This window comes from Treponema primitia ZAS-1, assembly GCF_000297095.1.
GTDB classification, from domain to species: Bacteria; Spirochaetota; Spirochaetia; order Treponematales; family Breznakiellaceae; genus Termitinema; species Termitinema primitia_A.
Genome location: NZ_AEEA01000058.1, coordinates 184,991 through 211,323 on the forward strand (window position 1 = coordinate 184,991; position 26,333 = coordinate 211,323).

31 protein-coding genes are annotated in these 26,333 nt (G+C 55.0%); 11 read left to right on the forward strand and 20 right to left on the reverse strand.

The window, feature by feature from the left end:
• The first annotated feature begins 28 nt into the window (after positions 1-28).
• Genes TPRIMZ1_RS18880 through TPRIMZ1_RS0111655 form a run of 7 tightly spaced genes read left to right on the forward strand, consistent with a single transcriptional unit; the run spans position 29 to position 6,098 of the window.
• Positions 29-2,386, forward strand: a complete 2,358-nt coding sequence (locus tag TPRIMZ1_RS18880; RefSeq protein ID WP_010259632.1) for a pyridine nucleotide-disulfide oxidoreductase/dicluster-binding protein — start codon at positions 29-31, stop codon at positions 2,384-2,386.
• Positions 2,379-2,609: a DVU_1557 family redox protein gene (locus tag TPRIMZ1_RS0111635; RefSeq protein WP_010259633.1), complete on the forward strand. Its 231-nt coding sequence runs from the start codon at positions 2,379-2,381 to the stop codon at positions 2,607-2,609. Before TPRIMZ1_RS18880 ends, TPRIMZ1_RS0111635 begins: the two co-directional genes overlap by 8 nt.
• A gap of 19 nt (positions 2,610-2,628) precedes the next feature.
• Positions 2,629-3,048 (forward strand): C-GCAxxG-C-C family protein, encoded by a 420-nt coding sequence (locus TPRIMZ1_RS0111640; protein WP_010259634.1) that lies wholly within the window; start codon positions 2,629-2,631, stop codon positions 3,046-3,048.
• Positions 3,029-3,754 (forward strand): radical SAM protein, encoded by a 726-nt coding sequence (locus tag TPRIMZ1_RS20720; protein WP_198429930.1) that lies wholly within the window; start codon positions 3,029-3,031, stop codon positions 3,752-3,754. Before TPRIMZ1_RS0111640 ends, TPRIMZ1_RS20720 begins: the two co-directional genes overlap by 20 nt.
• A 26-nt stretch (positions 3,755-3,780) precedes the next feature.
• On the forward strand, positions 3,781-4,446 hold the full coding sequence (locus tag TPRIMZ1_RS20725; protein WP_010259636.1) for a hypothetical protein: 666 nt from the start codon (positions 3,781-3,783) through the stop codon (positions 4,444-4,446).
• On the forward strand, positions 4,436-5,461 hold the full coding sequence (locus TPRIMZ1_RS0111650) for an XdhC family protein (protein WP_010259638.1): 1,026 nt from the start codon (positions 4,436-4,438) through the stop codon (positions 5,459-5,461). The genes TPRIMZ1_RS20725 and TPRIMZ1_RS0111650 overlap by 11 nt, the downstream gene beginning before the upstream one ends.
• 4 nt (positions 5,462-5,465) lie before the next feature.
• Entirely contained in the window at positions 5,466-6,098 is a 633-nt protein-coding gene (locus tag TPRIMZ1_RS0111655; RefSeq protein ID WP_010259639.1) for a nucleotidyltransferase family protein, read from the forward strand.
• Here TPRIMZ1_RS0111655 and TPRIMZ1_RS18890 read toward each other — a convergent pair.
• Positions 6,053-6,595 carry a histidine phosphatase family protein gene (locus TPRIMZ1_RS18890; RefSeq protein ID WP_232616820.1) on the reverse strand — a complete coding sequence of 181 codons (543 nt, stop codon included), beginning with the start codon at positions 6,593-6,595 and terminating at the stop codon, positions 6,053-6,055. The two genes, TPRIMZ1_RS0111655 and TPRIMZ1_RS18890, sit on opposite strands and share 46 nt — an antisense overlap.
• A 108-nt stretch (positions 6,596-6,703) precedes the next feature.
• Here TPRIMZ1_RS18890 and TPRIMZ1_RS19785 point away from each other — a divergent pair, with 108 nt between their 5' ends.
• The gene (locus TPRIMZ1_RS19785; protein ID WP_010259643.1) at positions 6,704-8,455 is read left to right on the forward strand and encodes a DVU_1553 family AMP-dependent CoA ligase; all 1,752 of its coding nucleotides are present in this window, start codon (positions 6,704-6,706) and stop codon (positions 8,453-8,455) included.
• Positions 8,456-8,544: 89 nt separating this feature from the next.
• Here the strand turns inward: TPRIMZ1_RS19785 and TPRIMZ1_RS0111670 are convergent, their stop codons facing one another.
• A complete protein-coding gene (locus TPRIMZ1_RS0111670) occupies positions 8,545-8,805 on the reverse strand; it encodes a hypothetical protein (RefSeq protein WP_010259644.1) in 261 nt (86 codons plus the stop codon).
• 75 nt (positions 8,806-8,880) lie between these two features.
• Positions 8,881-9,243, reverse strand: a complete 363-nt coding sequence (locus TPRIMZ1_RS19790) for a hypothetical protein (protein WP_010259645.1) — start codon at positions 9,241-9,243, stop codon at positions 8,881-8,883.
• Between the two features lie 103 nt (positions 9,244-9,346).
• On the opposite strand from TPRIMZ1_RS19790, the gene TPRIMZ1_RS0111680 reads away from it, so the two are divergent.
• A complete protein-coding gene (locus TPRIMZ1_RS0111680) occupies positions 9,347-10,372 on the forward strand; it encodes a molybdopterin-binding protein (protein WP_026043683.1) in 1,026 nt (341 codons plus the stop codon).
• A 6-nt stretch (positions 10,373-10,378) separates the two neighbouring features.
• Here TPRIMZ1_RS0111680 and TPRIMZ1_RS0111685 read toward each other — a convergent pair whose 3' ends face one another.
• The 4 genes from TPRIMZ1_RS0111685 to TPRIMZ1_RS0111700 all read right to left on the reverse strand — a co-directional run bounded on the left by TPRIMZ1_RS0111685 (position 10,379) and on the right by TPRIMZ1_RS0111700 (position 14,911).
• A complete protein-coding gene (locus TPRIMZ1_RS0111685) occupies positions 10,379-11,260 on the reverse strand; it encodes an N-acyl homoserine lactonase family protein (RefSeq protein ID WP_010259650.1) in 882 nt (293 codons plus the stop codon).
• A gap of 11 nt (positions 11,261-11,271) precedes the next feature.
• Positions 11,272-12,264, reverse strand: coding sequence for an ABC transporter permease (locus TPRIMZ1_RS0111690; RefSeq protein ID WP_010259653.1), 993 nt, complete (start codon positions 12,262-12,264; stop codon positions 11,272-11,274).
• A gap of 21 nt (positions 12,265-12,285) precedes the next feature.
• Positions 12,286-13,851: a sugar ABC transporter ATP-binding protein gene (locus TPRIMZ1_RS0111695; RefSeq protein ID WP_010259655.1), complete on the reverse strand. Its 1,566-nt coding sequence runs from the start codon at positions 13,849-13,851 to the stop codon at positions 12,286-12,288.
• A gap of 82 nt (positions 13,852-13,933) precedes the next feature.
• Positions 13,934-14,911, reverse strand: coding sequence for a sugar ABC transporter substrate-binding protein (locus tag TPRIMZ1_RS0111700; protein ID WP_010259658.1), 978 nt, complete (start codon positions 14,909-14,911; stop codon positions 13,934-13,936).
• 197 nt (positions 14,912-15,108) lie between these two features.
• Between TPRIMZ1_RS0111700 and TPRIMZ1_RS0111705 the strand changes: the two genes are divergently transcribed.
• On the forward strand, positions 15,109-16,131 hold the full coding sequence (locus TPRIMZ1_RS0111705) for a LacI family DNA-binding transcriptional regulator (protein ID WP_010259661.1): 1,023 nt from the start codon (positions 15,109-15,111) through the stop codon (positions 16,129-16,131).
• A gap of 15 nt (positions 16,132-16,146) precedes the next feature.
• Here the strand turns inward: TPRIMZ1_RS0111705 and TPRIMZ1_RS0111710 are convergent, their stop codons facing one another.
• From TPRIMZ1_RS0111710 to TPRIMZ1_RS0111765, 12 genes are all read right to left on the reverse strand, one after another.
• Positions 16,147-16,644, reverse strand: a complete 498-nt coding sequence (locus tag TPRIMZ1_RS0111710; protein ID WP_010259664.1) for a MogA/MoaB family molybdenum cofactor biosynthesis protein — start codon at positions 16,642-16,644, stop codon at positions 16,147-16,149.
• On the reverse strand, positions 16,634-17,062 hold the full coding sequence (locus TPRIMZ1_RS0111715; protein WP_010259665.1) for an MOSC domain-containing protein: 429 nt from the start codon (positions 17,060-17,062) through the stop codon (positions 16,634-16,636). The genes TPRIMZ1_RS0111710 and TPRIMZ1_RS0111715 overlap by 11 nt, the downstream gene beginning before the upstream one ends.
• Positions 17,063-17,064: 2 nt before the next feature.
• Positions 17,065-18,114, reverse strand: coding sequence for a GTP 3',8-cyclase MoaA (gene moaA / locus TPRIMZ1_RS0111720; RefSeq protein ID WP_010259667.1), 1,050 nt, complete (start codon positions 18,112-18,114; stop codon positions 17,065-17,067).
• Positions 18,111-18,617: a cyclic pyranopterin monophosphate synthase MoaC gene (gene moaC, locus TPRIMZ1_RS0111725; protein WP_010259669.1), complete on the reverse strand. Its 507-nt coding sequence runs from the start codon at positions 18,615-18,617 to the stop codon at positions 18,111-18,113. Before moaC ends, moaA begins: the two co-directional genes overlap by 4 nt.
• A 76-nt stretch (positions 18,618-18,693) precedes the next feature.
• Positions 18,694-19,803, reverse strand: coding sequence for an N-acetylneuraminate synthase family protein (locus TPRIMZ1_RS0111730; protein WP_010259671.1), 1,110 nt, complete (start codon positions 19,801-19,803; stop codon positions 18,694-18,696).
• Positions 19,800-20,420, reverse strand: a complete 621-nt coding sequence (locus TPRIMZ1_RS0111735; protein ID WP_010259673.1) for a MarC family protein — start codon at positions 20,418-20,420, stop codon at positions 19,800-19,802. Before TPRIMZ1_RS0111735 ends, TPRIMZ1_RS0111730 begins: the two co-directional genes overlap by 4 nt.
• A 29-nt stretch (positions 20,421-20,449) precedes the next feature.
• On the reverse strand, positions 20,450-21,955 hold the full coding sequence (locus TPRIMZ1_RS0111740; protein ID WP_010259675.1) for a Do family serine endopeptidase: 1,506 nt from the start codon (positions 21,953-21,955) through the stop codon (positions 20,450-20,452).
• 93 nt (positions 21,956-22,048) lie between these two features.
• Complete coding sequence (gene map / locus TPRIMZ1_RS0111745) at positions 22,049-22,831, reverse strand: type I methionyl aminopeptidase (protein ID WP_010259677.1); 783 nt, start codon at positions 22,829-22,831, stop codon at positions 22,049-22,051.
• Positions 22,832-22,849: 18 nt separating this feature from the next.
• Positions 22,850-23,668 (reverse strand): J domain-containing protein, encoded by an 819-nt coding sequence (locus tag TPRIMZ1_RS0111750; RefSeq protein ID WP_232616821.1) that lies wholly within the window; start codon positions 23,666-23,668, stop codon positions 22,850-22,852.
• Positions 23,637-24,038: a hypothetical protein gene (locus TPRIMZ1_RS0111755; protein ID WP_010259682.1), complete on the reverse strand. Its 402-nt coding sequence runs from the start codon at positions 24,036-24,038 to the stop codon at positions 23,637-23,639. The genes TPRIMZ1_RS0111750 and TPRIMZ1_RS0111755 overlap by 32 nt, the downstream gene beginning before the upstream one ends.
• A gap of 2 nt (positions 24,039-24,040) precedes the next feature.
• A complete protein-coding gene (locus tag TPRIMZ1_RS0111760; RefSeq protein WP_010259684.1) occupies positions 24,041-24,526 on the reverse strand; it encodes a universal stress protein in 486 nt (161 codons plus the stop codon).
• Positions 24,523-25,146, reverse strand: coding sequence for a V-type ATP synthase subunit D (locus tag TPRIMZ1_RS0111765; RefSeq protein ID WP_010259686.1), 624 nt, complete (start codon positions 25,144-25,146; stop codon positions 24,523-24,525). Before TPRIMZ1_RS0111765 ends, TPRIMZ1_RS0111760 begins: the two co-directional genes overlap by 4 nt.
• A gap of 302 nt (positions 25,147-25,448) precedes the next feature.
• Here TPRIMZ1_RS0111765 and TPRIMZ1_RS20730 point away from each other — a divergent pair, with 302 nt between their 5' ends.
• Positions 25,449-25,601, forward strand: coding sequence for a hypothetical protein (locus TPRIMZ1_RS20730; RefSeq protein ID WP_198429932.1), 153 nt, complete (start codon positions 25,449-25,451; stop codon positions 25,599-25,601).
• A 64-nt stretch (positions 25,602-25,665) separates the two neighbouring features.
• Here TPRIMZ1_RS20730 and TPRIMZ1_RS0111770 read toward each other — a convergent pair whose 3' ends face one another.
• Positions 25,666-25,971 (reverse strand): BrnT family toxin, encoded by a 306-nt coding sequence (locus TPRIMZ1_RS0111770; protein WP_010259690.1) that lies wholly within the window; start codon positions 25,969-25,971, stop codon positions 25,666-25,668.
• Positions 25,972-26,333 lie beyond the last annotated feature (362 nt).

The following is a 26,333-nucleotide window of genomic DNA, read 5'->3' on the forward strand; positions in this document are numbered from 1 at the left end:
TAGCGATAGAATATAAACAGAGAAGGTCATGCCCGTACGAGTAACCGTTGAGACATTTTTGGATCAAAACCTGCTCCGCGAAGTTGAATCCCTGTGCACAGCGGAAGAGCCCCCCGCCTGTCAGGCAGCCTGCCCCCTGCACCTGGATGTCCGGACCTTCACTTCCCTTATCAAGGCGGAAAAGTCCGCCGAAGCCTGGCAGCTCTACGCCAAATCTATTCCCCTGGCCCCGCTTATCGCCCGTACCTGTAACGCCCCCTGCCGCCTGCCCTGTAAACGTACGGAACTGGGCGGCGCCGTTGAAATCGGCGCGCTCGAACAATTCGCCGCACTGAACTCCGGCGTCCCGTCAAAGGCGCCTTTTCTGCTTCCCAAAAAAACAGAGCGGGCCGCCATTGTCGGCGGGGGGCTGCGGGGCATGGCTGCGGCAAACACCCTTGCCCGCAAGGGGTATCGCGTAACGATACTGGAAGCCTCGGACCGCCTGGGGGGCAGGCTGCTTACACTGGACGAAGGGGTACTGCCCCCCAAGGTTCTGGAAGACGAAATCTCCGTGTTATCCGGGATGGCCGTGACGGTAGAATATGGCCGCAGTATTCCTGTGGATTCACCCGAAGAGGCGGAGGCCCTCTTCGGCAAAGGCTACGATGCGGTGTTTGTCGCCTGCGCTTCCCCCCTGGACGGCCTTGCCGATGGGGCAACCCTGCTCACGGGCCGGAAAAGTCTGCTCGCAGGACGCCGCGCCGGGCGAATCGGCAAAGGGGATTCATCCATCTACGATCTTTTCGATGGCATCAGCGCGGCCATAAGCATGGACCGGCTCTTCCAGGGGGTCTCGGTAGATGCCGGGCGTGAGCGCGAAGGAAGCTGTGAAACAAAGCTCTACACGAACCTTGACGGCATTACGGTGCGGGGAACTGCGCTGCAGGATCCGGTAAAACCCGGGAGCGGCGGCTGCGATCAGGCTGAGGCTGCCGCTGAAGCCGGACGCTGCATAGGCTGCGAATGTAACGAATGTGTAAAAAAATGCGGGTTCATGCAGCAATACAAACTGAACCCCCGGCGCTATGTACGGATGGTATACAACAACCTTTCCATCGCCATGGGCAACCACGACGCCAACGGTATGATTAACACCTGCGCACTCTGCGGTCAGTGCGAGGCTATATGCCCAAACGGCCTGAATATGGCGGATGTTTTCCTCGCTGCCCGCCGGCAAATGGTGCACTCCGGAAAGATGCCCCCATCGGCCCACGAATTCGCCTTGCTGGACATGAACTACAGTATGTCCGACGCCTTTTTCCTGGCCCGGCCCCAACGGGGACGCAATACATCGGCGGCGGTGTTTTTTCCCGGCTGCCAGCTTCCCGCATCGGAACCGGAGTTGGTCCGCAGGGTCTACGCGGATCTGTCTAAACGGTTAGACGGCGGCGTGGGATTACTGTTGAGCTGCTGCGGGATCATGGCCCACTGGAGCGGAAACACGGTGCAGTTCGATGGGGTAAAAAAACAATTAACCGATCACTGGGAAAAGCTTGGAAGCCCCGAACTCATCACCGCCTGTCCCAGCTGCGCTTCCACCCTATCCCTTATGGGGATAAAAAACCGGAGCCTCTTCGATGTTCTGGGAGAAATAGGTCCGCCGAAGCTTGAGGGGAAATCCGAACTCAACAGAACAGCTCCGGTAATGGTCCTGCACCATGCCTGCGGGGCGCGGTATGATAATGTAATAAAAAAAAGGGTACGTGGTTTAGCCGCCGAAGCGGGCATTACGGTAGAGGAGAGCGCAAACGATGAGCACAGTCCCTGCTGCGGATACGGGGGGCTCATGCCCTTTGCAAATGCTCCGGCATCTGATGGCCACACCGTTACTGCCCTGGAACAGCTTGCGGGCAATAGGGACGCGCCCCTGTTAACCTACTGTGTTAACTGCCGGGATCGTTTCCGCGCTAAAGGACGGGATGCCCGGCATCTTTTAGAAATACTGTACCCGCCGGCATTGCCCTGGAAAAATCCCACCTGGTCACTGCGCCAGGAGAACCGCGCAAAGCTCCGGCGGGATATGCTGCAGGATTTTTGGGGTGTGAAAACTGAGGAGGTGTCTTTGATGGAACTGATTATCAGCGAAGAGCTGGAGCGTAAGCTTGAGGGGACCCATATACTCCACAGCGATATACGGGCGGCAATAAGCCGGGCGGAGGCGGAACAAACTAAGCTCCTGGATCCAAAGACCGGACATTTCATCGCCAGCCACCGTCCGGCGAACGTCACCTTCTGGGTCGAATACTCCCCTGAAGGAGCGGGCTTCCGTGTATACAACGCCTACAGCCACCGGATGAACGCCGTTATTTCCGGCCCCGCAAGCGGAGCGGCCGCCAATGGCTGAGGAAAAACAGAAACCCTACGACACCGGGCTCAAGCCGGCCGGGGAGATACTCTGCGCCAAATGCGGTGTGGCCCTAACGCTTCATCCGGTAACCCTGGGCTATATGAGCTCCACCTTTCCGGTAGAACTCCCCGCCTGCCCCAAGTGCGGCTTCATATACATCCCCGAGGAACTTGCCATTGGGCGTATGCTCCATGTGGAACGGTCCCTGGAGGATAAATGAACTATTCAGGAGGTATGCAATGCCTGATTTAAGCGATAAGGTACATGAAGCCCTGCAGAAGGGCTACCATTGCAGCCAGGTGATGATGTGGTTATCATTGGAACTGCGCGGCATAAACGACCCATTGCTTATCCGCGCCATGGGGGGCCTTGCCCTGGGCATGTTTTCGTCCAAGGCCTGCGGAACCTTGACCGGAGCGGCCTGTACCCTGTCCAGCTATTTTCCCCGGAACGAGGGAGAGAGCGAACCCGAGGCATACCGCGCCCCGGTACATGAATTCGTAACATGGTTCAAAGATCAGTTCGGCGCCCTGGACTGCCGGGATTTGGTCGAAAACGATCAGGGACAGATACAGCGATTCTGCCCCATCATGATGGAGAAGTGCTTTGTTAAAATTGCCGAAATTCTCGAAGCCCACAGTGTCGACCCAACCCGGTAGGGTGCTTGCCCCCGGTAGGGTGCTTGCCCCCGGTAGGGTGCTTGCGGATACCAGGAGTGTCTGCCCAGTCTGTCTCAAGAGAATCGACGCCCAATACCAGACCAGGGATGAAGTAGTATTACTGGTAAAAAACTGCGCCGAACACGGCAGCTTTGAAACTCCGGTCTGGGAGGGAGCGGAAAACTTCCTTGCCTGGCGGGAGCGCCAAAACCCCGCCCAGACACCGGTTAAGCCTGCCCGCAAAACGGAACAGGGCTGCCCCTACGACTGCGGGCTCTGTGAAAACCACCTGCAGGCAAGCTGCTGTGTACTCCTGGAACTTACCCAGCGCTGCGATCTCCGCTGCCCCGTATGTTTCGCCTCATCGGATAGCAATACTGCGCCGAAGGATCCTTCGCTGGATCTTGTATCCCACTGGTATGATCGTATCCTCAGCCAAGGGGGGCCCTTCAATATACAGCTCTCCGGGGGGGAACCCACCATGCGGGACGACCTGCCTGAAATAATCCGCATGGGCAGGGAGCGGGGCTTTAGTTTTTTCCAGCTTAATACCAACGGTCTGCGTATCGCCCGGGACCCGTTTTATTTACAGGCCCTGGCAAAGGCGGGACTCAATACGGTGTTTCTCCAGTTCGATTCCCTTAAAGCCGAAGCCTGCATCGCCCTGCGGGGCCGTGATATCGTTGCGGAAAAAAAACGGCCATAAAAAACTGTGCCGAAGCCGGTCTTGGGGTGGTACTTACCCCAACGGTACGCCGGGGCGTTAACGATACTGAGATCGGGGCTATTATCGATTTTGCCGCCGCCAATATGCCCACCCTGCGGGGGGTACATTTCCAACCCATGAGTTTCTTCGGCCGCTATTCCGGGGACCCCGCAGCGGACCGCATCACCCTGAGCGGGCTGCTCAGACTGGCGGAGGAACAAAGCGGCGGGCGTATACGGGCCGCAGATTTTCTAAGCGGCGGGGCGGAGCATCCCCAGTGTTCCTTCCACGCCAAGTACCGGGTACGGGGAGGCAGCTGGGAACTCCGTAAAAGCGCCGGCAACACCGGGTGCTGCGGCCCATCTACCGGTTCCGCCACCAGCGATACTGCCCGCCGTACCGTGGCCCGGCAATGGTCGGCGGTAAAAAGTTTCAAGGCGCCAAAAACATTACCGGGTTTCAACCTGGACTCCCTGGACAAGTTCGTTACCATGGCGGAACAGCAGGAAAAGGAAACCATCGAGATCTCCGGTATGGCCTTTCAAGATGCCTGGACCGCGGACCTTCAGCGGCTTTCCCGCTGTTATATCAATATAGTCAGCCCGGAGGGCTTCCTGATGCCCTTCTGCGCGTATAATCTCACATCCGCCGGGGGCAAACCCCTGCATCGGAGGCAGCAAAATGGCGTTTAAAGAATTGTGTACCCTGATGGTACAAAAACTAAGCGGCGGCGAGGATCTGATACTGGCTACAATTATCGATGAAGACGGCTCAAGCCCCCGGAGCGCCGGGGCCCGTATGCTGGTGGGCAAGGGCGGCCGTCTCCATGGGACCATTGGAGGCGGGGCGGTGGAATTCAAAGCCCTGGAGCTGGCCCTGGAACTACTTGAACAGCGAAAATCCCGGCGCAAAACCTACCGGCTCCGTCATAACGACCAGGAGGATCTGGGGATGATCTGCGGCGGCGATGTGGATGTCTACTTCCAGTATATTCAGGGTGAGGATGAAAGGACAATCGCTTTGCTCAGGGAATGTCTTGAACGGCTGGATAGGGACGAAAACCTCTGGCTCATCACGGATCTGACTCTCCTTTCGTCCTGGGTCATGACCCTCTACGGTACCGAAACCCCTTCGTCCGTACCGGACCTCGGTGACAGCGATATCAAACAGCTTACAAGAAGTATGCCGGTCCTGGCGGATATTAAGGAGCGGCGTATTTACAGCGAGCCCATCAATTTTGCCGGCAAGGCATTCATCTTTGGAGGAGGCCATGTGGCCCAGGCTCTGGAACCAATACTGAGCGGCGTTGGTTTCCGCTGCGTGGTCTTTGACAGCCGGCCGGAGTACGTTACCCGTGAACTTTTCCCCGGCGCCTATGATCTTGTAATCGGGGATTTCGGCAAAATCGGGGACAGGATAAAGATCACCCCCAACGATTACGTAGTAATTGTAACCCACAACTTTGACGCTGTGGTGGAGGAACAGATACTACGGAACGAATGCGCCTATGTGGGACTTATCGGCAGTAAAACTAAGACAGCTGCCCTGAAAAAGCAGCTTTCACAGATGGGCTTTAGTCAGGAAATTTTAGACAAGGTCCACGCACCCATAGGACTGCGGATAAAGTCCGAAACTCCGGCGGAGATCGCCATCAGCATAGCCGCTGAGATGATACTGGAACGGGCCCTGAGAAGAGAGCGGGACTAGGGTTATGGAACCGGGACAATTCGGCGCGGTTATTGTGGCGGCAGGCCTATCAAGCAGGATGGGCGCCTTCAAACCATTACTTCCCCTGGGAAACAGTACTATTATTGAACGGATACTGGGAACCCTGCGGGAAGCGGGGGTAGAGGATATTGCCGTGGTCACCGGACACAATGCGGAGAAAATCGAACAGGCCCTGGGCTCCTGCGGCTTTAGCTTCATACACAATGGCGATTACGCCTCCACCGATATGTTTCGTTCCGCCTCCCTGGGGCTGGATTTTATGGCGCGGCGAAAACGGGCTGTCTTTTTTACCCCGGTTGATACGCCCCTCTTCAGCCCCGCTACGGTCCGCCTCCTTGCGGAGCATCTGCAGAACACCGGAACAGAAGATCCCGGCAACAGTATCGTTACCCCGTTTTTTAACGGACGCCCCGGCCACCCGGTGCTCATAGGATCGGAGGCCGCACTAAAACTGATAGGCCATACCGGCGGGGGCGGCCTGAGGGGGGCTATTGAAGCCTACGGCGGTCCCAAAAAAAACATTGATTCAGGCGATCCCGGTACGGTGTTTGATGCGGATACTAGAGAAGATTACAAGCGGTTAACCATGATGGACCTGAACAAACCGTTCTCATAGCCCAGGGTAAAGATACCGCCGTAGGGGACCTCATAGTAAAACAGATCATTTAAATCGTGGGCTTCTACATAACAGAGCAGGGAACGTATAAGACCCGCATGGGTAATGATAAGCGCATCCCCTCCCGCAGCGGCAATGGCGGTAATGGTCTTGACCGCCCGTGTCTGACACCGGAGAAAGGACTCTCCCCCTTCGGGAACAAAACCGGCCATGTTAAGCCCCCGGGCTGTATAGTCTTCCGGGTACGTATCTTTTATTTCCCGAATAGGCCGGTACTCCCAGTTCCCCATATCGATTTCCAGCAACCCGGGAAGCTCAATGGCCGGCTCTAGGCCCAGCTTATCCGCAATACATCCCGCAAAATCCCTGCACCGCGCCAGGGGACTCGTATAAACCGCATCGATACCCTTATCCGCAAGTTTACGGCAGGCCTCCTCAGCCTGGGTCATGCCCTCGGGAGAAAGGGGCAGATCCGTTCGGCCGATATACCGTTTCACCGAATCTTCAAAGCGCGGCAAACCGTGTCTTTGGATATAGAGTTTTACCGCCATCAAAGTTATAATACTATTAATTAACAGGTTTTGTAAAACCCTAGCGGAGGCGGGATGAGACCGGGGGAACTTACTTTAACAAAACGGCTCCTGAGCCTCTCTGCTCTGAACGCCGGCGCCAAGGTACTGGATATTGGCTGCGGTGAGGGGCAGACCGTGGACTACCTTAACGGAAAAGGCGGAGTTGAGGCCTGGGGTATTGACCTGAAACCCGGTACAGGTGAGCGCGCAGGCGAACGGCTAATCACCGGACGGGCGGAAACCCTGCCCTTCGGAACCGCCTCCTTTGACGCGGTCCTCTTTGAATGCAGCTTTTCGGTAATCGCCGATCCTGATGCGGCCTTGAGCGAGGCGGCGCGGGTGCTTAAGCCGGACGGCCTGGTATACATGGCGGATCTTTACGCCCCCGGTGAAACGGCGGAATTCCCCGGCCTCCCATGGCGGATCGAGACATGGGAAACTCTGGTCGCCCGTTTCACCGCCGCCGCTAGTAACGGAGTTACCCGCGCCGGTTTTCGGGTATCCTGCTTTGAGGACCACAGCGCAGAGTTGCTGTCCTGGTGGGCAGGCCTGTTGTTTGAAGATGGTCAAAACAGTAATACTAACATCACCCTGCCAAAGGGATTCAAGGCGGGTTACTTCCTGGCGGTATTGGAGAAGGAACCCTTTACACCGGAGGGCCTTGCAAAGTACCGGAAGGAAAAACGGGAGGAAGCGGTACGCCGGGCCCGGGAGAACAGCCCGTTTTACCGGGAACACGGAGGGGGGTTTATAAACGCGGACACCATTGTTGAGCAGGGGGAACGTATGCTCTGCGTACCCCTGGGAGATGTGGCCCGCATCCGTACCCTGCAAAGTTCCGGCAGTACCGGCGCTCCAAAACGGATTTGGTTTACCCAGGGGGACATGGAACGGACCATCGCCTTTTTCTCCCGGGGTATGCGCCCCCTGGTACGGCAGGGCGGAACCTGCATCGCCATGCTCTCCAAGGACACCCCCGGGAGTGTGGCGGATCTACTCCGCCGGGGACTTGAGCGGAACGGCGTCAATTGCGTAATACAAGGTGTAATACAGGGCCCGGAAGCGGCGGAGACCGTACGGGAAACTTCGCTGCAGGCTGCGGGATCCCTGTGCTACGTGGGGCTTCCTGCGGAACTCTTCTGGCTCTGCCGCCACGCTCCGGATCTGCACCCGGAAACGGTGCTCCTCTCCGCAGATTATGTGTCGGACAGTATTACAAAGGTCCTCGCAGAAGAATGGGGCTGCCGGGTCTTTACCCACTACGGTATGACCGAAACCTGCTACGGGTTGGCGGTACAGTGTAGTGCGGGGAATTTCGTTCCGTGCACCCAGAGAGGCCACCATCTGCGGCCGGAGGATTATATCGTGGAGATCATCGATGATAGCGGCGCGGAACTCCCGCCGGGACAGGAAGGCGAGATCGTCATCACCAGTCTTAAGAACGAGGCCATGCCCCTCCTGCGTTACCGTACTGGGGATATCGGAAGCCTGATCACCGAACCCTGCCCCTGCGGCAGCCTGCTGCCACGGCTGGGCAAAATCCGCGGCAGGCGGGAATACCTGAAAAACCGTTTGAACATACACATGCTGGATGACCTGCTCTTTGCCCTGCCGGATATCAAGGGCTATAGGGCGGCCCTGGACAGGGATATCCTTCGCTTAACCTTTGAGGGCGGCGCCGCGAACGAAAAAGACCTGTCGGAAAAACTTGGCATTGAAGTCAGGGTAGACTATGGAACAGTCCTGCCCTATGGCGGAAAGAGGGAACTGGAAATTAGCGGCTAGAATAACAAAAAAACCGGGAAACCCCGGTACGGCCGTGGAAGAAACTGGCTTTATGAAGCAAAAAGCCGCCCTTACGGCGGCCTTTTAATTTACTTCTTTCCTTTTGCCGCGGGTTTCTTCCCCTTGGCCCCGGATCCGGAACTCTTCGCTGAGGGCGCCGGGACTTCAAGGCGGTCAATCCCCGCTGCAGGGAATATCCCCTGCTGACCCGAATGGTCATCGGCAAACCAAACTGCAGTTACCTGCTTGGCGTCAATATTAACCGCCTGGACCACCATCTTGGGACTATTGGAAAGCCCAGTCACCACAACCACATCTCCGATAAGCCGTTCTGTAGCACGTACACTCATTGTAAACCCCTATTTAAATCTTATTTTTAAGTCATATATAGTTATATCAGAAAGCAAGTATTTGGGCAATATACTTCACCCCTCTTTGCATCGTGGGGTATCCGGGCCGGCGCCTCGCAGGTCATTCATCTTTTTCAGGGCCCTATCGGAGAGAAACACGATCCGGGCGCTTTCCCCTGCCATGCTTTCCCCCTTTAGCCCTATGCCGTTGTCGTTTTCCTCATACCCCAGTTCCAGATAACGCCGGTACAGCCTGCCCGATGTATCGTCCGCCACTTCCACTACCACATTGGAGGCGGCCACATGGTCGGTGGAACTCCCCTCAAGCAGTTTTGCGCAGAGGCCGTCAAAAAGCCGGCGCAGCAGTAGTGATGCATCGGGGCGGTCTTGCAGTTTTTCCGCAAGCTCGGTCACCGCCTGGTCTATATAATCATCCATCTTCGCCTCTCCTTCCCAATAAGGAATTTCGGTCCCCGGAATGTATTTTCTTGACAATATAAATAATATACAAATATAATATCATATAATGGCTTTTTCCGGTATGAAAAAATTGCGGGTAGAGGATGCGGTTGGGCAGGTGCTTTGTCACGACATGACCCGCATCGTAAAGGGTGAAATGAAGGGTCCCCAATTCCGCAAGGGACATATAATCCGGAAGGAGGACATCCCCATGCTCCTTTCCATGGGCAAGGAGCAGATCTATGTCTGGGAAAAACTACCCGGGATGCTCCATGAGGATGAAGCCGCAGAAGCCCTGGCCCTGATATGCCGGGGAGATAATATCCGGCAAACCGGCCCTACGGAAGGAAAAATCGAATTTTTTGCCCAAGAGGAAGGGCTCTTTTACTTCGACACAGAAAAACTGAACGCGATTAACGATATTACGGATCTGGTAGTTTCCACCCGTCATGCCCTTAGCCCGGTAAAGGCCGGGGATAAGCTCGCGGGTATGAAAGCGGTACCCCTGGTTATCCCGGAAGAAAAGTTGAACCAGGCCCGGGAAGCGGCCGGCCCCGTACCCCTGATGTCCGTACTCCCCTACCGCCTCCGGAGCGCCTGTGTGATCACCACCGGCAGCGAGGTGGCCAAGGGTCTTATCACCGATACCTTCACCCCGGTTATTATCGCTAAACTCGCCGGCTACGGGATCCTGGTAAAAAAACATATCATTGTCGGGGACGGCATGGAAAATGTTGCCCTGGCCATCACCGAAGCCCGGGCGGAAAAGGCGGACCTTATCCTCTGTACCGGCGGCATGAGCGTCGATCCCGACGACAATACCCCCGGGGCGATCAAACAGAGCGGGGCCGAAATAATCACCTACGGCGTTCCGGTTACCCCGGGTGTTATGTTTCTACTAGGTTACTATGAGGACGGCAGCCCCATCCTGGGGGTTCCGGGCTGTGTGATGTACGTGGCCACCACGATTTTCGATCTTATCCTGCCCCGCATCGCCGCAGGGCTGCGCATGACCCGCCGGGACTTTACCCGCATGGGTAACGGCGGCCTGTGCCTCGCCTGCCCGGCTTGCCACTATCCTATTTGTCCCTTTGGAAAGGTGTCGTAAGGCCGCCTATATAAGCCGGGATTTTTCGTTGTTTGCCAGCTGAATCTCCGCAATATGCATACCGTCGCTCTTGACTGCGGATTTAAAATTTTTCCACATCGTTGCGTCATGGGGAATGATAAGCCGATCCAGATGATGGTCCGCAAGGTCCTGTATGGTAACCAGGGCCCGAACCATTTCAGTGATACTGCCCACCCCGAATCCTACCGGTTGATAAGGGCCGGGATAACTGCCCCCAGCCGGCTCCCCGAAATTTTCAATCGAATAACAGACATCGGAGGTAAAGACCCAGCGGTCTGCGGGAGTATCGGACCTTCGCTGAATGGTTACCAGCTGCAGGCCGTAGGTGTGGCTGTTAAAGGACGGCACCAGGGATATGCCGGGCAGCAGATTTTCTACCGGCCCGTCCACCAGGGTCAATTGGCCCTTGGCAATCAAATCCAGGGCTCGTTTGACATCATTGGGATCAATGGCTGCGCTGAGACCCGAGAAGTATTTTGGCATGGCCAATACTTCAATCCAATCGAGGAGTTCCTTTTTCTGAATATAGAAGTGGGCATTGGGAAACGCCTTTAAGCCCCCCATGTGGTCATAATGGGCATGGGTGATTATCACGGTGTCAAATTCTTCTCCCCGGATACCAATGTCCGCCAGGGATTTTTCGATGGGCCGCATACCGTCAATGCCAAACTTTACCGTAAGGTCATGACCGTAACCCTCGTCATAATAACCGGTATCCACCGCAATAGTGTGGCCATTGCCCTTTAATACCAGGAACGTAAAGGGAAGGTGCATGACCCCCGCATTGTGCTTTCCATAAATTACGCTGGACGTAGGCTGCTGGCTGCAGTAGCCATATTCTACCAACCAAATCGAATAGGATTCCATAGCGCACTCCTTTATTTAGTAGCGATAATACGGGCTATTGAACTTAAACCCACGGCGATAATTAATATACCGCCCCGGAAAAAGTACTGCACATAGGTGGGGGCGCCGAAAATTGCCAGACCGTTAAACCCGATGGCAATAAAGAACACCCCAATGAGGGTCCCCACAATATGAAAATCCCCGTCCTTCAGGGTGGCGGAACCCAGGAATACTGCGGCAAAGGCCGGCATAAGGTAACCGTCGGCGGCAGCGGAGGTTCCGGATCCGATGAGGGACGCCAGGAGTATGCCGGTGATACCGGCGCAGAAGGAACCGATGGAAAGACCCAGCATCTTAACCCGGTCTACCCGGATACCGGACAAACGGGCGGCAGAGGAATTCCCCCCGGTCGCCCGGAGCTGTACCCCCCACTCGGTATAATTGAGAAAAACCCAGAGCAGAAAAAGTACCGCCACCATGATAAGGATGTTATTCGGAATCCCCAGGGTTTTGCCGATGGACAGATTCTGAAACGCCTCGGGAAGGCCGGAGGCGATGGGAACCCCCCGGGCATAGGCGAAGTTAAGACCCACAATAATACTGCCGGTCCCCAGGGTAGCAACCACCGCGTTAACCCGCAGTTTGGTGATGATTATGCCGTTCAGTATTCCTAAGAGTATACATACCACCAAAACTACCACTATGGCCAGGGGCATGGGCAAATGGTAGTTTACCATGAGCCCCGTCACCAGAACCCCGGCAAAACTGGCCAGGTTAGCGATACTCAGATCCATTTCGCCAACGATAAGGGCCATGGTTAGACCCCCGGCGATAATGGCCGAAAGCGATGCCTGGTTGACGATATTTACCATGTTAAGGGGGGTAGGAAATATCCGGGGAACCGCAATGGAAAAGGCCAGAAACATGATGACCATACCGATTATGGTTCCGAATTTGCTTACCACCAGGAAGGCGCTGCGCCTGGAGTTGCGCTTTGTCTGTTTTGTCTGTGCAATGTCAGCCATACTACTCACCTTTAATTAAGATTATCCCGCAGCGTTTACACGCTCATAACTATGATACAATATCGCTTCCTTCGTTATTTCACTCCCGGTTAATTCAGCGGAGATACTTCCGTAGGACATGATCAACACCCGGTCGCAGACCCTGGGTAGTTCCTCATTATCCGACGATATGACAATGATAGAAGCGCCCTCCTGGGCAAGCTGGCGTATTTTTGAATGAATCTCAGAGCGGGCGCCCACATCTACCCCCCGGGAAGGTTCGTCAAATATGATCACCTTCATCGGCCGGGAAAGCCATTTTCCAATAACCACCTTTTGCTGATTCCCTCCGCTCAAATCAAGGACCGGGGTATGAATCGACGGTGTTTTAATAGACAGCTTTTCTACGATGGAAGCAGACATGGCAGTGGATTTTTTAGTATTAATAAAAAGAATATTTTTATGCAGCCTTAGGGCCCTGAGGTTAGTCAGGCTTAAATTAAAATCTATGGTATCCTTAAGAACCAGCCCCTGGGTTCTCCGTTCCTCCGGCACCAGGGCTATACCATTTTTGATGGCGTCCCCGGGGCTTTTCGGTCTAAAGGGGGCGCCATCAAGGAACATTTCCCCGCTATTCGGCCGATCAACCCCGAATATGACATTAGCCAGCTCGGTCCTGCCCGAACCAACTAAGCCGCCGATGCCGAGTACTTCCCCGGCGTGGAGTTTTAAGCTGACATCCTTTACCCGGGACCCGCTGCGGAGTTTCCTGGCTTCCAGAATTACCGGCCGGTCAACCAGATCTGTTTTTGCTTCAACGGAACTATCGGCCATTTCACCGCCCACAATAGCTTCAATGAGCAGTTTTTTTGTTGCCCGCTCCCGGTTGGTGCTCAGAACACAGTTCCCGTCCTTAAACACCGATATGCCGTCGCAGAGCCTGAGAATCTCGTCAAGCCGGTGGGATACATAGAGGATAGCCACACCCTCACCGGTTAATTCCTGCATCACCTTAAAAAGATTTTCAGATTCTTCGGCGGAAAGGGACGCCGTGGGTTCGTCCATGGAAATGATTTTGCATTGGTGCATCAGGGCGTGGGCGATGGAAATAAGCCACTGATCCGCCACACTTAGGGTATCAACAATAGTACCCAGGGGCTGTTTAAGTCCCACCCGCTCCACCACATTGGCCACACTTTTCCTGGCAGCCCGCCAGTCGATTAAACCGAGGCGGCTTTCCTTTTTCATCCCCAGGGTCAGGTTTTGCAAAATTGAGAATTTGGGGATCAGCGCCAATTCCTGGTGGATAAAACTCAAGCCCTGTTTATACGCTTCCTGGGGATTATGGACCGTATAGGCCCTGCCATCCAGCAGGATATCCCCGGAATCCCGTTGAATATCCCCGGAGAGGATCTTAATTAAAGTTGATTTTCCTGCGCCGTTTGAACCGATAAGCCCGTGAACTTCCCCGGGATGTACCTCCAAACTCACATTGTTCAGGGCCTGTACACCGCCAAAACTCTTACTAAGACCGGTAATTTTTAACAACGATGTTCCGTTAAAAGTACTGCCAGGGATGACAGTATTTTCTTCTTTTTCCTGTGACATACGGGCTCCCGGCTGATCAGTATTTACAAATAGGAGGGGCTTTCAAATGAAAGCCCCTCATCATTTCGTGATTCTTAAGAACTTACCTTCCCGCCGCTTCCGGATGTTGGCGGATAAAGTCCGCCACATTCTGGGTGCTCACCACTACTGCAGGAACTTCCGCCGCCTTAGGTGTCCAGGATTTACCCGCTTCCAGGGCTTGCTTCAGGGTATCCACCAGCACTTTTCCCTCTTCTTCGGAGGCTTCCCAAGCGGTAGCGGTCATCCAGCCGCTTTCTACGGCCACGATGGCATCAATGTTCCCATTCTGCCCATAAACCTTTACGTCATCCCGGCCCTGCTGTTTCATACTGGCAATTGCGCCCAGGGCAGGATCGTCCCAGGAACCCCAAATAGCCAGGGGTTCACTACCCCGGGGATGGGCGGCCAGCCATGCGGAGGCGAATTCCGCCCCGTCCTGGAGGTATCCGGGGATACGGACTTCGTTCTTAGTTACCTTGATATCGGGATAATCCTTGAGGACACTATCCAGCACCAATTCCCGTTCACGGGCAACCTGCCCGGTATGATAGGTGAGGGCCAGGATCGATCCCTTGCCTCCCAGATCTTTTACCATCTGCGCAACGATAGGTTCCGCTAAAAGGCCGCCGCTTCCATTGGTTACCGCCACCGTACTGCCAAGACCACCGCCCCAGGTTCCTACCACCGCGCCGGATTGTTCCGCCGCCCGTAAGCCTGAACCAAGGGAAGTAACCGGGAATACCAGATCGATAATAATCTGGGTGCCCCGTAACGCAAGATTCTGAATAGCCGAATTTGCCTCATCCGCATTACCGTGGGCATCAATGGTAATAACATCCCAGCCCAATTCTTTGGCCCGGGCAGTTGCTCCGTTGATGGCCCGGGCATTACCCGAATCGTTCACATCGATGGAAACCATACCCAGGGTAATCTTATCCGACTTTTCGGCCTGCGATCCGCCTCCTGCCCAAGCTGATGTTCCCAAAAGCGCGATTAATCCAAAAACAAGGGCTAATCTACATTTCAATCCAATTTTCATAAAAATCCTCCAATTTAATAAACTAAGGTCCATAAAAATAATACATCATAGACATCAGAGGCAGTATACACCCTTGTCAATTGATCTGTCAATAAAAATTTTATTAAAAATTACAAATAAATAGGTAAAATTTTTATTAAAAAGGCTTTGAAAAATTTACTAACCTGTGATAGAATACAAAACCAAGGGGCTGAAAAGTGAAACCAACACTACAGGATATTGCCCATTTAGCCGGTGTTTCCCTGTCTACCGTATCCCTGGTACTTTCCCATAAGGGAAAAATTTCCGCTTCCGTGCGGGAAAAGGTCCGGGCAACGGCAAAAGAGCTGGGCTACAAAAAATATCCCGCCACACCCGCCGAAAAGGCCTTTAAGATCGTGATCCTGTTTCATTTTGATCACAACCTGGCCCATACCTGGAATATGCTCCGGCAGGTGACGGTGGAACTCCAGTCCCATCTGGAAAAAAACAACTACCTTACCCTGCTTATACCCATAACCTACGATATGCAGGACGATGAAATCTTCAATAAAGTAATTGCCTCGGGCGCCACAGCGGTGTTCTCCATGCACTTTGGGCGGGAAAGCCTTTTTGCCCGCCTTGAGGACGCGTCCATTCCGGTGGCGGTAATCATCAACAGCCAGTTTCAATCAAAATTTCATACCATTTGCGCGGATAATTTTCAGGGGAGCTATGATGCGGCATCCCATCTTATCAACCTGGGTCACCGGAATATCATCTATGCTGAATTCGATATCTACCAGCTGCCCATGACCCTGAGTGACCGGTTTTTGGGATTTTACAAGGCCATACAGGAATTCGGCGTTACCTTTCCCGAAGAGAACAGGCTGCATCTGGATATCCAGGATTCAGAGGGAATAAAAAACAGCTTCCGGTCCCTGCTTACAAAACCCCAGGGCGAACGGCCCACCGCCGTATTTTTTATCGATGATTATCTTTCCGCCCACTGTCTGGCTATCCTGAAGGATTTAGGGTTTTCCAGCCCCGCTGATATCAGTATCATCGCCGCCGGTGAAGTCCTGGACTATAACGAACCCTTTGTGGCCCCCATTACCACCATGCGGACAAACCCGGCGCTCCTGGGGAAGTTCAGTGCGGAGATGATCTTTAATATTCTGGAAAGCGCCCAGGAAAGTAATCATGTTTTAAAGATAAAACAACAACTGATCGAACGGGGAAGCTGCAGGAAGATTTGCTGAACGAATCGGACGGAATCACCGGCCGGTCAGCATATCCAGCCCGTGACGCAGTGTACCGATGATGAACCCCAGATTCTCCCGTACCGCCTTGGGGCTGCCGGGGAGGTTGACGATCAGGGTATCGGCGCGGATCGCAGAAACGGCCCGGCTGAGCATGGCCCGGGGGGTGATGCTGAGACTGTTCCAGCGCATGGCCTCGCTGATACCGGGGACCAGACGTTCGGCTACCGCTAAGGTGGCTTCGGGCATCAGGTCTCGGGGGGAAAACCCGGTACCCCCGGTGGTGAGGATCAGGTCCGCAGTATGGGTGTCGCAGAGGCGCTTTAACTCATCCTCCAGGAGGGGCTGCTCGTCCGGCAGGAGGGTGTAGCTCACCACCCGGAAACCTGCGGCTTCAGCCATTTCCCGGATCAAGGGGCCGCTCAGGTCCTCCTGCTCACCCCGGGAAGAGCGGTCGCTGGAGGTGATGATTGCCGCGCGGTATGTATATTGGGAGCCCTCTTTACCGGACATTGAGTTCGTCCCCGGCGCTGATCACGCCTCCGTGGATAACCCGGGCAAAAACCCCTTCCCGGGGCATGATACAATCCCCCATGGTCTGGAAAATCTGGCAGCCATTGTGACATTCCTTTCCGATCTGGGTCATTTCCAGAATAACGTCCCCGGAATGAAAAATGGTTCCCACGGGGAGGCTTGAAAAATCGATGCCGTCCACCACGAGATTCTCCCCAAAGTCGCCGTCTACCACCTTTGCGCCCCGGGCCCGGAAGGCCTCGATCTTCTGGTGGGAAAGAAGGCTTACCTGCCGGTGCCAGTTGCCGGCGTGGGCATCCCCCTTGAGTCCGTGGTTTTCCACCAGTTCCGCCTGACCTACATTCCGCTTGGCCGTCCCCTTGGCGGGGCTCATGCACACCGCTAATACTTTTCCCATATCTATCCTCCGATGTGGTACATGCCGCTTACATGGTTTGTCCGCTCCCGTTCATAAACCGCCGAAAAATTGTGGGATGGGGGTTTCTGAGCCACCAGTTCCGCCACCGCCGCCGCAAGATCCGCATCGGGAGCGCCGCCCCGGAGCAGAGCCCGGAGATCCTTGCCGGTATCGCTGGAAAGGCAGGGCTTGAGGATGCCGCCGGAACTGAGCCGCAGCCGGTTACAGGTTTCGCAGAAACCTTCGCTCACCGCGTTGATAAAGCCGATCTTACCGGCAAAGTCCGGCAGGGAATAATACTCCGCCGGGCCGTTACCCAGTCTGCCGGTATAAGGGATCAGCTTGCCGTAGGCCTGTTCCAGCATAGCCGCCACCTCGGCCCCGGGGATGGGTTCCAGGGAACCGGCGGAACCCAGGGGCATGAGCTCGATAAAACGAACCGCCCGGTTCACGTTACGGGCCAGGGCGGCTATACCGGCGAGATCCGTCTCGTTGAAGCCCCGGAGGGGCACGCAGTTCAGCTTGACCGGGATGCCCAGGGTTTGGGCGCGATCCAGGGCGCGCAGTATGGCGGGAAGCCCCTGGCCGCGGACAAATGCATCGGAGGCGGTACGGGTAAGCCTGCTAAACCGCTCCGGGTCCAGGGTGTCCAGGCTGATATTAACGCCGTCCACCGGGCGCCCGGCGCCGTCTGCGGCGGCTTCGTCGAAAAACTCCTCCAGGAGAATGCCGTTGGTGGTAATCGTAACCTGCTCGATCCCGGGGATAGTCTTGAGCTTCGCGATAAACCCCGCCACCCCTTTGCGTACCAGGGGCTCCCCGCCGGTAACCTTGACCTTGCGGATCCCCATACCTGCCATGATCCCGCAGAGCCGGAGTATCTCCTCAAAGGAAAGCATATCCCCGTGGGGCTTCCACTCCACCCCCTCGGCGGGCATACAGTACACGCAGCGCAGATTGCACCGGTCCGTTACGGAGATACGGAGATAATCGATGATCCTGCCATACCGGTCTATCATGGGAGGAACTGCGGATATCCGTTGAGTGTTCATGATCCGATCTCCGTCCCTTCTGCCCGCTTAAAATGCCCGCTTTTGCCCCCCGACTTTTCCCAAAGACGGATATTGCCGATAACCATAGCCCGGTCCAGGGCTTTGCACATATCGTAAATCGTAAGGAGCGCCGCCGATACCCCCATAAGGGCTTCCATTTCCGCCCCGGTTTTGCCGGAAAGCTTTACCGAACAAACAGCCTCTATCCTGGTAACGGGGGCATCCACAATAGTAAAGTCGATGGTACACTGGTCAAAATTTAAGGGGTGGCAGAGGGGAATGATATCGGCGGTCTTTTTGGCGGCCATGATCCCGGCGATACGGGCTACCCCCAGGACATCACCTTTTTTGGCGGTCCCCCCGCGGATGGCCTCCAGGGTTTCCCCGCTTATGGTGATATCCCCCTTAGCTATGGCCGTCCGGGATCTTACATCCTTCTCGGAAACATCAACCATGATGGCATTACCGCCGGCGTCGAAATGGGTAAATCCCTTGTCCGTCATTGCCGCACTCCCCGATACATACCCTACCAGTATAGCATATTTTTAGAACCGGACAAGAAAAAAATGTATGGATTTCTTAGGGGATCAGATCCTCAAACACAATCCCTTCCCCGGCGGGGATGAACCGGGTAGTTTTTCTGCCCCCAAGCTTTGTTTCCCAGCATGGGTGCAGACCCGGGCGGAGTATTTTCTCGGTACGGAGGACGGCGAAGTCTCCGGGGACCAGGGTTTCCCCGGCCTGTATGTCCCGGAGTGCGTGGATGGATCGGTTAGTCCGCTCGTAGTTTGCCTGCTCCGATGGGGCCAGCTGTTTAACGCCATCCCCCAGGATGGCCTCCACGGTATCCTTCCCCCGCTCCCGGCTTATCGCCTCCAGGGCTTCTTGTCCCAGAACCGATACCCGGCGTACCGCCCGGACCATGCGCTTGAAGTCCGCCGGAGTCTGGGCTATGGGGTCGTCAAGGCCCGGGTCATCCCGGCTCAGGCAGAAATGCTTTTCAATTACCGCCGCGCCCATGGCCGCTGCCAGGGAGGGAACCAGTTCCGGATCCGCACTGTGGTCGCTGACACCCACGGGGCAGCCGAATATTGCCGCCAGATTGGGCAGAACACGGAGATTGTAGTCCCGCTCCGGAGCGGGATAGGCGGTAACGCAGTGGAGGAGGCAGGCAAGGCTTGGGGGAAAAATCTCCAGGGCAGCCTCTATATCAGAAAGCCGGGAAACACCGGTGGAAAGCAGGGCGGGGAGACCGTAGGAGGCAAGCTCCGCGAGAAGCCCCGTGTAGTTCAGCTCCGGGGAGGCGATTTTCAACAGACGGGGCTTAAGGCTCCGCAGTTCCCGGGCGCTCCGAATACCGAAGGGACTGGCCAGGAATAGGAGGCCCAGGGACTCGGCGTAGTCCTTCAGCTCACCGTAAAAGCCGATATCAAGTTCAAGTTTCTTAAAGCGGTCGTAGAGCCGTATGCGGCCCCCGGGGAGGGACACCTCACCGGTGTTTGGGTGGAGGATTTCATCGGCATAGACAATCTGGAATTTGACACAGTCCGCCCCGGAATCCGCCGCCGCATCGATCAGTTCCCGGGCCTTTCCCAGGGACCCCCCATGGGAGGTCCCCAACTCGGCGATGATAAGTACATGATCGGGCCCGTAACTTGCATTGCCGAGGGTAAAATTTTTTTCGATCATGGCCCTTTCAGTATTCCCAGGGCGGTCAGTCCGTTGTAGATAAACTGTACCGCAAAACCCGCAAGGATAAGGCCCATGATTTTTTCCAGCACGAATATGCCCATGGTTCCCAGAAGCTTCAGGATCAGGAGGCTGCCCCGGAGGGACAGGTAGGTACAGAGCAGGCCGATAATAACTGCGGGAAACAAAAGGGTGAAGGAGTACAGCCAACTATGCCCATTGGTCATGAACACCATTATTACGGTCAATAGACCGGGACCGGCGATAAGCGGTATGGCCAGGGGAAAGAGGGCGATGTAAGTGCCGTGGCTGTCATCATCGGGCATTTTGCGGGTCCCCGGTTTGTTGTAGATCATCTCAAAGGAAATCAGGAAGAACAGTATGCCGCCGGATATGTAAAAGGACCCGGGCATGATACCGAAAAAAAGGAGCAGGAATTTTCCCGCCAACAGAAATATGAGTATTACTATCGAGGCAATCAGTACCGATTTGGTAATGATTGAATTCCTGTCCTTTTTATCCAGGCCGGCGGTAAAAGAAATAAACTGCGGAATAATCCCTATGGGGTCCATGACCAGGAGAACCGTAAAAAGTATCTGCAAAAAATCACGAACCATCTTTTTACTGTTCTCCCTTCACCGTTTTCCTACCGCTTATACTTCAGGGTCTCCAGGGTATTGTCCCCCCGGATAACCTCAAACCAGAGTTCCTTGCCGGCCTTTTCCCGAAGGGTACGGTAGAAGGCGGCCAGGTTACTTACCTTCTCGCCATTGACGCCGATGATCCGGTCCCCCCGCTGGAGACCCACCACCGAGGCGGGGCTCTTGTCGACAAGCTGGACCACCACCAGACCCTGAATATCCTTATCCATGTTAAAGGCGGTCCTGATAGCATCGTTAATGGCGGCCACCACAAGCCCGGGCCAAAGTTTGCTGTTCTCCGCCGCAGTTTCGTTGTTCCGGGCCTCAATGCGGACCGTTAGATCCTGGGCGGCGCCGGCCCTGAAAATCGTAAAGTCAGCCCGCTCGCCGGGTTTAAGATCCCCCACGGCCAGCATCAGGGGGTTTACTCCCCGCATTTCCCTGCCGTTGATATGGGTAATAAAATCGCCGGGCTGGATGCCCGCTTTATCCGCCGGAGAACCCAGGAAAACCTGGGTAGCCAGGGCGCCCCGCTTTCCCTCCAGGCCCAGCGCCTGGACTGTCTCCCGGTCCGCTTCGGCAAGGGAAACCCCCAGCCAACCGTAGCTAACCTCACCGGAATTGATGAAATCATCGATAGTACGTTTCGCGTTGTTGATGGGAATGGCAAACCCAAGCCCTACGGATCCGCCGGAGCTATTGCTGGCTATCCAGGTGTTGATCCCAATAACCTCCCCCCGGATATTCACCAGGGCGCCCCCGGAATTCCCCTGGTTGATGGAAGTGTCGGTCTGGATAAAATCGTTGATATTGCCGCCGGGACCGCCGGTGCGCCCCACGGCGCTCACGATACCCAGGGTTACGGAGGACATAAAGCCCAGGGGATTACCCACGGCGATGGACCAGTCCCCCACACGGACCGCATCGGAATCCCCCAGCTCCGCCAGGGGAATCGGGTCGGCGGAGCTGAAGGACACCAGGGCCAGATCCTTCCGCTCGTCCTTTCCAACCAATACGGCGGGGATCTCCTTACCGTCGTTGAGGGCCACCACGATCTCATTGGCATCCCCCACCACATGGTTATTGGTCAGCACATAGTAGGTGTCACCGTTCCTCCGGACCACGATCCCCGAACCCAAGCCGCCGGACCGGTATTCCCGTTCCTGGTTGCCGCCGTCCCGGGGGCCAAAGAAAAATTCCCAGGGTATGCCGTTAAAATTGGGAACCTGCTGGCGGCGTATGGAAACCGTCTTAAGCTCCACCACCGATGGCAGCACCTTATCCGCCACAGATCGGAACACCGTCTGGAGTCCCTCGGCAATTTTCAGGGCATCCTCGGGGATAACCACATCGGAATAGCCCGGATTACCCTGTGCCTTAACGGTTTTTGATGAAAACCGGGTGGAACAGGAAAAGGAGAGAAAAGCCAGGGAAAATCCGAAGATCGCCCCCAGAAGGACAAGGTTAAAGATAAAAAAATTCTTCGATGATAAGCGTTGAGAAAAGTTCATATACATATACTCCTTTTTAATAAACTATGGTTGAATGGAATTGCATGTTTTATTAGATCCTCTTAATAATATAATCTTTTTTTTCATTAATGGTTACAATTTTTTGGGGCTCGCTGCGGGGTTATACTCGGTAAGAATTTCCGTATGATCACTGAAAATGGCGATGGTATGCTCCCAATGGGATGACAGCTTGCCATCAGTTGTTACCACGGTCCAGCCATCTTCCAGGATCTCCACATCGGAGGTCCCCAGGTTGATCATCGGTTCTATGGCGATAACCATGCCTCCGCTCAGACGGGGGTTGGGGCCGTGGGGGTAGTTAGGCACCTGGGGGTCCTCGTGGAGGGCCAGCCCTACGCCATGGCCGCAGAATTCCTGCACCACCCCATAGTTATGCTCCACCGCGTGTCCCTGAACCGCCCGGGCTATCTGCAGGAGCCTATCCCCCGCCTTTGCCGCGGCAATCCCTTTGTAAAGGCACTCCCGGGTGGTCACGTTCAGGGCATGGGCGGCATCGCTCACCTTCCCCGCCTCCACGGTGATCGCCTGGTCGCTGATAAAGCCATCCAGGTCTATGCCGCAATCCAGGGATACCAGGTCCCCTTCGGCTATCTTCCGCTTGGAGGGGATACCATGGATCACTTCTTCGTTAATGGAAATGCAGATAGCCGCAGGATAGGGGTTTTTCTTTGTCCCAACCCCCAAAAAGGCAGGCTTACCCCCGGCTTTTTTGATCCAGTTCCGGACCCACCGGTCAATTTCCAGGGTCTCAACCCCAGGCTTAACCAGGGGCAGCAGTTCCGTATACATGGTACTGAGCAGTTTGCAGGATGTCCGTATCCCGGCGATTTGTTGTTCGTTTTTTAACCTAATCATATTTAGTCCTTAGATTCGCTATACGTTGAGCTTCCGCCGGAGCTGCATCACATTGGACAGGGCGGGATCCCGTCTCAGCGCTTCCCGGAAAATCCCCTGGGCAGTCTGCAGATCCCCCATATGGACCAGGGTTTCCGCCATGGAACGCAGCCACCGGGCTTCGTCCTTAGGGGGAAAACGCAGCTCCATAAGGATCTCCATACATTCCAGGTAGGTTTCGGCGTCCACCGCAGTTTTCAGACGCAGCCGGACCAGTTCCTTGAGGAAGGTCTCCACATCGGGCATGAAGTGGCGAAAATAGGGCCGTCGGCGTTCTTCCCGGACCAGGGTCACCAGAAGCATAAAGGCCTCGTAATACCGCTGCCGCTTGTCCAGTTCCTCCGCCAGGATAAAGGCGCAGTCCATCCAATCTTCCCGCTCAAGGTATTGTTCCAAGGGAAAATCCAGGCCACCCCGGGCTTCCCATATCTTCAGGGCCTCCTCGTATTCCAAATGGAGGAGCTCGAAAAAAATAAGTTTTGCCTGGGATGCACCGTCCTCGGGCTGTTCCCGAAGAAAGGTCCGGTAATCGAAACGGTAGGTCCCCACAAAGCGACCATAGGCCTGGTCATACTCGCTGCGGCGGTTCTGGTCCGACAGCACCTCATAGGCATTGAGGAGCCTGCGCATCTCATCTTCCGCAAGGATCCCCTGGGCAGTAACCGTCCCCGCTATATCCGGGTGGATCTGTTTCGCCTTTTCCCGAAAAGCCTTCTTTATATCCTGAAAGGAAGCGGTATGATTTACGCCAAGGAGGGAATAATAGTTATCCAATGCGCTTACCCAATTCTTCCGCATGGGCTGCGGAGAGGATAATATCGCTCCAGTTGATATACATACCCTCTTTTTCCATACCCCGCATCAGGTTGGTCAAGGCTTTATCCGTAAAGGGGCCGGTTTTTTTAAGGAAGGCGGCGCTTTTTTTCCCCACCAGGGTTCCCGAGGCAAGCACCCGGTGGAGGGCTTCGGGCATTTTCCCGCCGAACAAAGAAACCGCTTCGGCAACTACGGCGATATACTCATAGGCCGGCAGGCGGTACGCGTCCCCGGTCCAGGCATCCAATATGTCCACCCGGTGTCCCATGGCTTCCATGCCCTTAGCCAGGGCTGTTACATAATCGGGAATCCCCTTCCTTTGCGCCGGTACAGAAATAACCACAATTCGCATTTTTAAGCCTGCTTGTAAAGTTGATCCACCAGCGGTTCCTTGACCAAAAATACGGAACACTTGGCGTTGACCATGATTTCCCGGTGAGAATGGGAAATGATATCCCTGGCGCTCCGCTCCTTCTCCCAGCCCCCTAAAATGATGAGATCCGCTTTTTTCTCATCCGCCACCGTAAGGATTTCGGTATACACCGCCCCCTTGCGGATCGCCCGCTCGATCTTGACTCCCTTGGCCCGTGCCAGTTCTTCCACGAAGGAAAGGTACCGTTCCCCGTTAGTCTCCAGGCTCCGTTCATAATCCAGGCTTTCTTCCTGGATAAAAATCTTACTCAGGGTGAGCTGCCGGATAGTGGCGGTATCCACCACATAGACCGCGCATAAATGGCATCGGTACTGTTTTGCCATGATGATCGCATACTTTGCCGCCAATATGGACGCATCCGAACCCGAGACTGCTACGACGAGATTGGAGATGAGTGGCTTTATCATTCCTTGCCGGCCTTCCTTTTTAAGAGCTTGCTTGAGAAGAAGGCATCCCGATCCTTTTCTTCAAGCGCCGCTTCGATGTATTTTCTGGTATCCCTTGCCGTGGGGATCACCATCTTTTCCAGGGCATTGACCCGCCGCTGGGTCTTCCGAACCTCCCGGGCCAAACGCCAGGCTATGGTCCTAACCGCCGCCAGTTCCGTAAGGATCTTCAGCAGATCGAAGAATTCTAGCACAGTTTCATCACATTCGGCAAATGAATTCGCCGGAGAATACTTTAATTCCGCCCCCGGAAGGTACACTTCCAGGCTGGGAAGGTTCATTCCCGCCACCGCAACCCGTTTTTCCCGAAGATCAAACTTATATTTAATGCTCCGGGAGAGCCGATCCGCCCGTTCCCGGCCAACAACCACTAACATCCGCTTAAGGCAGGGGTAGGCGGTCTCTACCCGGTGGTCCATATCCCGTTCCAGGATCTTTACCTGCTCCACCTTCCGCATAAGCTCCATAACCAGGATTTCCCGCTTCTGCTCCAGGAGATCGTAGCCCTCTTCGGCGGTAACAAGACGCTCCTTGGTCCGCAGGAGGTTGCTTTTGGTGGGAGCTATCTGTTCACGGGCCATGGGAGATCACTCATAAATCTAATCTATAATATTGGGGGGATTTTAACAAGGGAAGTGGGGGATTTTGTGAAAAAGTGGGGAAGATGCCTTATTGGCAAAGACGGGGGGAGGGAGGGGCATCCCCGGCGCTCGCACGCAGGTAGAGTCTGCCTATGGAGCCCCTTCGGGTCTCCTCCGGCAGGGAATTCCTCGGACCGTAGGTCCGCAATGTGCTCGGTCGGGGATGCCCCTCCCTCCCCCCGCCGATGTCAATTAAACAATGCGCTTATACGAAGATAGGCATTTTTCGTTATCCAGGAAATGTGCATAAAACAATTCCGGAAAACAGAGACAGCTATGGCTTATTTATTGGATACCGCACCCAGTTCTGCGGCCATGCGCTTCCTCATGCGCTCATTTCGTTCTTCCCAGGTACCATTGACCGGCTGAAACTCGGCAAGCTGCTCGTCGGTTAATTCCGGGCAGTCATCGTCATAAAAGATGGGACGATCTGCGAGAGCGTCTAGCTGCGCAATCTGTTCAGGGGTTAATGGACTTCCAGCCTTTCGGGTACTTCGTACGATCGCCATAGTAAATCCTCCGTTCTTTTGGCTCTGCCTTACGAGCCGTTATTAGTAGGGTATCATCCCCACGTTCAGTACAAACAACAAATAACACCTGCTGGGCCATCCCCATGATTTGCCAGCGTTCTTCCTCATCACTGTGATCGTCGTCACGGCGCTGTAGACAATCGGGATCAAGAAAAACATCCTGAGCAAGCTCGAAGTCAATCCCATGCTTTTGGATGTTTATCCGGTTTTTATTATCATCCCAGACAATCGCCATGCATCCACCTCCTAGTATAGCACATTTTGGCATTTCGGACATAGATGCCCCGATTTATGTCTTGTTATGAGGCGATTGGAAAAAATGCTTTAGTGTGGGGAGAGAAATAGTTAGGGACTTTGTAAAAAAGCAGGGGAGATAAGTTTATCGGCAAAGACGGGGGGAGGGAGGGGCATCCCCGGCGCTCGCACGCAAGTAGAGTCTGCTTGCGGAGCCCCTTCGGGTCTCCTCCAGCAGGGAATTCCTTATGTGCTCGGTCGGGGATGCCCCTCCCTCCCCCCGCCCTTGTCAATTAAACAATGCGCTTATACTAAGATAGGCAGTTTCCGCTATCCAGGAAACGCACATAAATCAATTCCGGT

Coding starts and splice junctions, on each gene's coding strand:
- TPRIMZ1_RS0111650 (WP_010259638.1), top strand. CDS start 4,436: ATGGCGTTTAAAGAATTGTGTACCCTGATGGTACAAAAACTAAGCGGC.
- moaC (WP_010259669.1), bottom strand. CDS start 18,617: ATGACGGACAAGGGATTTACCCATTTCGACGCCGGCGGTAATGCCATC.
- TPRIMZ1_RS0111690 (WP_010259653.1), bottom strand. CDS start 12,264: ATGGCTGACATTGCACAGACAAAACAGACAAAGCGCAACTCCAGGCGC.
- TPRIMZ1_RS0111695 (WP_010259655.1), bottom strand. CDS start 13,851: ATGTCACAGGAAAAAGAAGAAAATACTGTCATCCCTGGCAGTACTTTT.
- TPRIMZ1_RS0111770 (WP_010259690.1), bottom strand. CDS start 25,971: ATGGCGATTGTCTGGGATGATAATAAAAACCGGATAAACATCCAAAAG.
- TPRIMZ1_RS0111680 (WP_026043683.1), top strand. CDS start 9,347: ATGAAAAAATTGCGGGTAGAGGATGCGGTTGGGCAGGTGCTTTGTCAC.
- TPRIMZ1_RS0111685 (WP_010259650.1), bottom strand. CDS start 11,260: ATGGAATCCTATTCGATTTGGTTGGTAGAATATGGCTACTGCAGCCAG.
- TPRIMZ1_RS19785 (WP_010259643.1), top strand. CDS start 6,704: ATGAGACCGGGGGAACTTACTTTAACAAAACGGCTCCTGAGCCTCTCT.
- TPRIMZ1_RS0111710 (WP_010259664.1), bottom strand. CDS start 16,644: ATGTCCGGTAAAGAGGGCTCCCAATATACATACCGCGCGGCAATCATC.
- TPRIMZ1_RS0111700 (WP_010259658.1), bottom strand. CDS start 14,911: ATGAAAATTGGATTGAAATGTAGATTAGCCCTTGTTTTTGGATTAATC.
- TPRIMZ1_RS0111755 (WP_010259682.1), bottom strand. CDS start 24,038: ATGCGAATTGTGGTTATTTCTGTACCGGCGCAAAGGAAGGGGATTCCC.
- TPRIMZ1_RS0111635 (WP_010259633.1), top strand. CDS start 2,379: ATGGCTGAGGAAAAACAGAAACCCTACGACACCGGGCTCAAGCCGGCC.
- TPRIMZ1_RS0111765 (WP_010259686.1), bottom strand. CDS start 25,146: ATGGCCCGTGAACAGATAGCTCCCACCAAAAGCAACCTCCTGCGGACC.
- TPRIMZ1_RS0111670 (WP_010259644.1), bottom strand. CDS start 8,805: ATGAGTGTACGTGCTACAGAACGGCTTATCGGAGATGTGGTTGTGGTG.
- TPRIMZ1_RS0111715 (WP_010259665.1), bottom strand. CDS start 17,062: ATGGGAAAAGTATTAGCGGTGTGCATGAGCCCCGCCAAGGGGACGGCC.
- TPRIMZ1_RS0111740 (WP_010259675.1), bottom strand. CDS start 21,955: ATGAACTTTTCTCAACGCTTATCATCGAAGAATTTTTTTATCTTTAAC.
- moaA (WP_010259667.1), bottom strand. CDS start 18,114: ATGAACACTCAACGGATATCCGCAGTTCCTCCCATGATAGACCGGTAT.
- TPRIMZ1_RS0111640 (WP_010259634.1), top strand. CDS start 2,629: ATGCCTGATTTAAGCGATAAGGTACATGAAGCCCTGCAGAAGGGCTAC.
- TPRIMZ1_RS0111760 (WP_010259684.1), bottom strand. CDS start 24,526: ATGATAAAGCCACTCATCTCCAATCTCGTCGTAGCAGTCTCGGGTTCG.
- TPRIMZ1_RS0111655 (WP_010259639.1), top strand. CDS start 5,466: ATGGAACCGGGACAATTCGGCGCGGTTATTGTGGCGGCAGGCCTATCA.
- TPRIMZ1_RS19790 (WP_010259645.1), bottom strand. CDS start 9,243: ATGGATGATTATATAGACCAGGCGGTGACCGAGCTTGCGGAAAAACTG.
- TPRIMZ1_RS18880 (WP_010259632.1), top strand. CDS start 29: ATGCCCGTACGAGTAACCGTTGAGACATTTTTGGATCAAAACCTGCTC.
- TPRIMZ1_RS0111735 (WP_010259673.1), bottom strand. CDS start 20,420: ATGGTTCGTGATTTTTTGCAGATACTTTTTACGGTTCTCCTGGTCATG.
- TPRIMZ1_RS0111730 (WP_010259671.1), bottom strand. CDS start 19,803: ATGATCGAAAAAAATTTTACCCTCGGCAATGCAAGTTACGGGCCCGAT.
- map (WP_010259677.1), bottom strand. CDS start 22,831: ATGATTAGGTTAAAAAACGAACAACAAATCGCCGGGATACGGACATCC.
- TPRIMZ1_RS0111750 (WP_232616821.1), bottom strand. CDS start 23,668: ATGCGGAAGAATTGGGTAAGCGCATTGGATAACTATTATTCCCTCCTT.